Annotated in this window: 6 protein-coding genes; 3 read left to right on the forward strand and 3 right to left on the reverse strand. The window is 49.0% G+C overall.

What is annotated here, in order from left to right:
- Positions 1–120: 120 nt before the first annotated feature.
- On the forward strand, positions 121–429 hold the full coding sequence (locus VF260_03625; GenBank protein ID HEX7056276.1) for an AzlD domain-containing protein: 309 nt from the start codon (positions 121–123) through the stop codon (positions 427–429).
- 421 nt (positions 430–850) lie between these two features.
- Here the strand turns inward: VF260_03625 and VF260_03630 are convergent, their stop codons facing one another.
- Entirely contained in the window at positions 851–961 is a 111-nt protein-coding gene (locus VF260_03630; protein HEX7056277.1) for a MetS family NSS transporter small subunit, read from the reverse strand.
- Positions 958–2,499 carry a sodium-dependent transporter gene (locus VF260_03635; protein ID HEX7056278.1) on the reverse strand — a complete coding sequence of 514 codons (1,542 nt, stop codon included), beginning with the start codon at positions 2,497–2,499 and terminating at the stop codon, positions 958–960. Before VF260_03635 ends, VF260_03630 begins: the two co-directional genes overlap by 4 nt.
- Before the next feature lie 223 nt (positions 2,500–2,722).
- Here VF260_03635 and VF260_03640 point away from each other — a divergent pair, with 223 nt between their 5' ends.
- Both VF260_03640 and VF260_03645 read left to right on the forward strand, forming a co-directional pair.
- Positions 2,723–3,202, forward strand: coding sequence for a hypothetical protein (locus tag VF260_03640; GenBank protein ID HEX7056279.1), 480 nt, complete (start codon positions 2,723–2,725; stop codon positions 3,200–3,202).
- Positions 3,192–4,298 (forward strand): phosphodiester glycosidase family protein, encoded by a 1,107-nt coding sequence (locus VF260_03645; GenBank protein HEX7056280.1) that lies wholly within the window; start codon positions 3,192–3,194, stop codon positions 4,296–4,298. The genes VF260_03640 and VF260_03645 overlap by 11 nt, the downstream gene beginning before the upstream one ends.
- Before the next feature lie 3 nt (positions 4,299–4,301).
- Here VF260_03645 and VF260_03650 read toward each other — a convergent pair whose 3' ends face one another.
- The gene (locus VF260_03650) at positions 4,302–4,676 is read right to left on the reverse strand and encodes a DUF1360 domain-containing protein (GenBank protein HEX7056281.1); all 375 of its coding nucleotides are present in this window, start codon (positions 4,674–4,676) and stop codon (positions 4,302–4,304) included.
- Positions 4,677–4,853: the final 177 nt, after the last annotated feature.

A 4,853-nucleotide genomic window follows, 5' to 3' on the forward strand; every position in this document is an offset into this window, starting at 1 on the left:
ATCCGTGATGCATTGGGTTCCGCTTTTCGCGAAGCTGTCGACAGGTTGGACCATCATGATCGCGACGCTCGCCGCGACTGCCATTGGCGCGCTTATTTTCCCGCAAAAAGGTGACAATCGATGAATCAGGAAGCGCTCTTAATCGTCCTTGGCATGGCGCTCGTTACTTACATTCCGCGCATGCTGCCGCTCGTGGTGTTGCAACATTTGAAACTGCCTGCTTTTTTGCGGCGGCAAATGGAATTGATTCCGTATGCGGTGTTGGGCGCTCTCATATTCCCCGGCGTTTTATACTCGACCGCCAGCATTTGGTCGGCTGTCGCCGGCGCAACCGTCGCCGTCTTGCTTTCCCTGTTGCGCGCCAATTTATTGCTCATCGTGCTGGGAAGCATCGCCGCCGTTTACGCTGTGGAAGCCATATATTTGTGAGTTTTCCCCGCACATTGCTAACGGATGCCAGTGCGGCTATTTGCCGAAAAAAGGCTGCGCAATAATTTTAACGGTCGCCACTGCGGCTATTTGCCGTTTCAATGCCCCAATATCGGGAAAAATACCAAATTAATCTCTCCTACGACCGTTAGAACCAAAAAGCTGGCAATTTGCGCAAAATAAGCTCTCCTACGACCGTTAGAGGCTGCAAGCCCGAAAGACGATAAAGATGATAATGAAAGCGTGATTGCTCCCGACCATAACGAACTTCCGTTACAATTCGGTCTTCCCGCGAAATAACAGGGGCTGGTCTAAACCATTTTGTTGTTTGGACACAGCCCCTCATTACTATCCTTTTCGTTTGGGTAAAATCAGAAAACGACGGCCCCGACGGTTTGCGGTATGGTTTGCGCAGATTTTGTTATGCCGATTTTTTGCCTTTTTTCGCCAGCGCAATGGAGATCGTCAAAGCGAGTCCGCCCCACAGCAGAACCGCTCCGAAAATAAACATCCCGATCGCTCCTCCACTCATCCTTCGGGCACCTCCCGCTTTTCACTCTTCCACTTGAAACTGTAAGTTAGAATGACGGCAACGATGATGGTGCAAGCCAGCATAATCCAGCCAAAGGTGATGATGGAATGCCACGGATAGTCTCCATATGGCTTGCTGAAGTCAAGCTGCAAGTTCATGATCGTCATCACCAGCAAAATGAGCGGCGTCAGGATTTTAATCATGAAATTCCACCAATAGCCGATGCGGTAATCGGATACGAGATTGTTTTCTTCGCGAATCGTCATCAGTTTGACGAACCAGCCAAACAGGACTACTTCGAGCAATCCGGAAATGACAATACCGAAGTTGTTGATAAAGTGGTCGACAATATCCAGGATAATAATACCGGCCCCTGTCGCATACACGACGCTGACGACCGCGCAGACAATGACGACCCAGTTGACAGCCGCTTTGCGGCTCAGCCGGAACTTATCCATTATGGCCGCGATAATCACTTCAATAATCGAGATTAGCGATGTAAACCCGGCGATTACCAGCGACAGGAAAAATAGCGCGCCGAACAAGCCGTTTAACGTCGGAAACGCATTGATGATTTTGGGAAAGACGACGAATGCCAGGCCAACGCCGCTGGTAGCCACATCTTTCACATCTGCGCCCGATTGCTGCGCCATAAAACCGATCGCCGCAAACACGCCGATGCCGGCCAGAAATTCAAACCCGCTGTTGCTGAACGCCATAATAAAGCCGCTGTTGTTTATTTCGCTTTTTTTATTTAAATAGCTGCTGTATGTAACCATGATGGCAAACGCAATTGACAGGCTGAAAAAGATTTGTCCGTATGCCGCCATCCACACTTTGTACCATTCGGGATTGTCCCCGCCAAGAAAATCCGGCAATATTTTGCCGAAATCGGGCGTGAACAGCTGATTCAGCCCGACAGCCGCACCCGGCAACGTAACGGCACGGATGACGAAAATGATCATGATTACGATCAATATCGGGATGAAAATTTTGTTGATTTTCTCAATTCCTTTTTTTACGCCGCGAAAAAGCACAAACCAGGTTAAAAGCCAAATGGCGATTAAGGGAGCCAGGATTGCCCAGCGGATCCCGCCGAAATCCCAACCGTTTGCGGTGACGACATCATCGGGAACCCCCAAAAAACTGCCAAAGAGGAAACCGTTCGTATCGTCCCCCCAATGCAAATCGAACGAATAAAAGAAGTAACTGGTTGCCCAAGCGATGACGACAACGTAGTATGTGGTGATAATAAAACAGATCATTGCTTGCCACCAGCCGAGACTCTCGAACCATCGGGAAAATTTCTTGAACGAAAGCGGCGCCGCCCCTTCTCCCAGCCGGCCAATCCCGAATTCCAACAGCAAAATGGGAATCCCGGCGGTTAACAAGGCGAAGAAATACGGAATTAGAAACGCCCCTCCTCCGTTTTCATACGCCACATAGGGAAAACGCCATATATTTCCCAATCCGATGGCTGAGCCCGCGGCAGCCATAATAAACCCAATCCTGCTGCCCCATTGCTCACGCTGCTCCATACTGAAACCTCCTCCAATCATAATAAATATGAGTTGCCCAACAATTTTATAATATCAAAATATTATGGAAATTTAGAGAAGAAAATAACTTTTTTTGATTTTTTTTTTTACGACATCATGCTATATATTTCTACATTTTTTTTCGGCAACTTTTGCAAAATGAAGCTATTTTTATGATAGGATGATAGTAAATTGATTAAATACAAGAAAGGATATAAAAACGATGGCTGATTTGCAGTACGATTCGGATCTCAGCATGCTCCGCGCCCGCATGGACAACAAGAAAGAAAAAAAGTCACCCGGCAAGTGGCTGCCATGGACTGCGGCCATTATCGTATGGGCGGCTTTAATCGCGGGCAGTTTCGGATTGGCCCGGCATTATATTGACGGCATCAAACAGCAACTTGTGCAAGTGGAGGAGAACAACCAGGCAAATACGGAGGCGCTTACTAAAAACCTGGATGAACTGAAAGCACAGCTGGACGTACATAAAAAAACTACCGAAGAACTGCAGAAACAACTGCAAGCAATTGCGGACGAGCTGACGGCGGTTAAGGAAGAAATGGCGCTTGCCGGCGATACGCTGAACTCTGCCGACGATACGAAAAAGGCATTGAGCGAGCGGATTACCGATCTCGGCAAAGAATTGGAGGGACTTCGCAGCCTGATTAAAAAATTGGAGGAAGCCGCCCGTGTTTATTAAAATTCAATTGGCCTTTCTTTCATCCCTGCTTATTTTCGCCGGATTCCTTGCGGCTTTTTATATTCATAACCCTGAATTGGAAAAACATGCGGCCAAGACCGCCATGTCTTATGAACCGGTAAATCAAAAGCTTCCGGCGCTCGATGAAACTGTGCGCGGACTTGGCGAGAATGATCAAGTCATGCAAGCCGCATCCAATGCCGCAAAAGATAACTTTGCCGCGATGAACGCCATCCTGGCGGATTTGATCGGAAAAGCCAACGCGGAGAAAATGCAGGACGAGGCGCAGACAAAAATCGTCGATGCGGCGGTGAAAGAGAGCGAACAGCACGCCAGGGAAACAAACGACGTTTTGGATACGATCCTGTCCAACATTTTGGGCGAACCGATCGGCCAAACATTTGGCGACAGAGCGATCATAAAAGTGTTCTCGCTGAAAGAAGCGGGCTATCGCGGTTATATGGCCAAGGTCAAACTGCGCGATCCCAATGCGGTAAAACTGGTTTTGTCCCACGACAAAATCGGCGATAAAGGCGAGACGACAAGCCATGCGGCAAAGCGGACCAACGCGGTTTTGGCAATCAACGGCGGCGGATTTGCCGTGTCCAAAGGGTTGCTGTATCCGATGGGCATTACCGTCGTCGACGGCATCATTAAAACTTTTTACAGCACTGATCTTAGTTTTATCGGATTTAACGACCACGGCAATTTGGTAGGCGGGAAAATCTCGCGCAAAGAACAAATCGAAAAACTGCACGTGCGGCAAGGCGCCTCATTTGTGCCCACTCTTTTAAAAGACGGCAAAAAGCAGACCATACCGAGCAAATGGAGAAACAAAAAAGAGCCGCGCACGCTGATTGGCCACTTCTCCAACGGCGATTTGCTGTTCATTGTGATCGACGGCAGACAAGAAGGCTACAGCGAAGGGGTTACGCTGGAAGAAGCGCAGGATAAATTGCTGGAATTCAACGTGCGCGACGCGTACAATCTGGATGGCGGCGGGTCCAGCACGTTTTATTACAACGGCAAAGTGCTGAACAGTCCGTCCGACGGCCATGAGCGGCTGCTCGCCTCAAGCTTTGTTGTATTTAAATAATGCCTACCCGTCCGGCTTTGCCGAATCAAAGTAACGCACCAATTTCACGGCGACCCCGACGACGGTCTCCAGCACGGCTTGACCGCCCGCTATCGACAGGATGAAAATAAACGGGCGGGCCCAGGCCGGGTACAGTAAATAAAAAATTCCGAGGATAGCCGCGATCCAAATACCGGTGCACCAATAGCAATTCAGCAAGTAGCCGAACATGGAGGTCGGCTCTTTTTTTGTCTTGGCTTCGCCATGTTCGATCACCCGCTTGCGGCGCAGAAACGGTTCGCGCAAAAACTCGGTGATTTTGTCAAAGACAATCAGATGGGTCAAACGGTAACTGGCCAAAATCAGCATAACGTACGTAAGCCAGGACAAATCCTTCATCATGTTCCCGACCTTATCCTAAGGTAATAGAAGCCGATTTTAGCATTGGCAGATTGCATCCAAGTTATCCGTTATCGCCACACCCGCTTGACATGGCTGATGTTTACGGCAGCACATCCGTCACCGGAAAATACGGGCACACCGAGCCCAGATAACCGGAAAGCGATAATAACGCCG

The organism is Bacilli bacterium (assembly GCA_036381315.1).
Lineage (GTDB): Bacteria > Bacillota > Bacilli > Paenibacillales > KCTC-25726 > DASVDB01.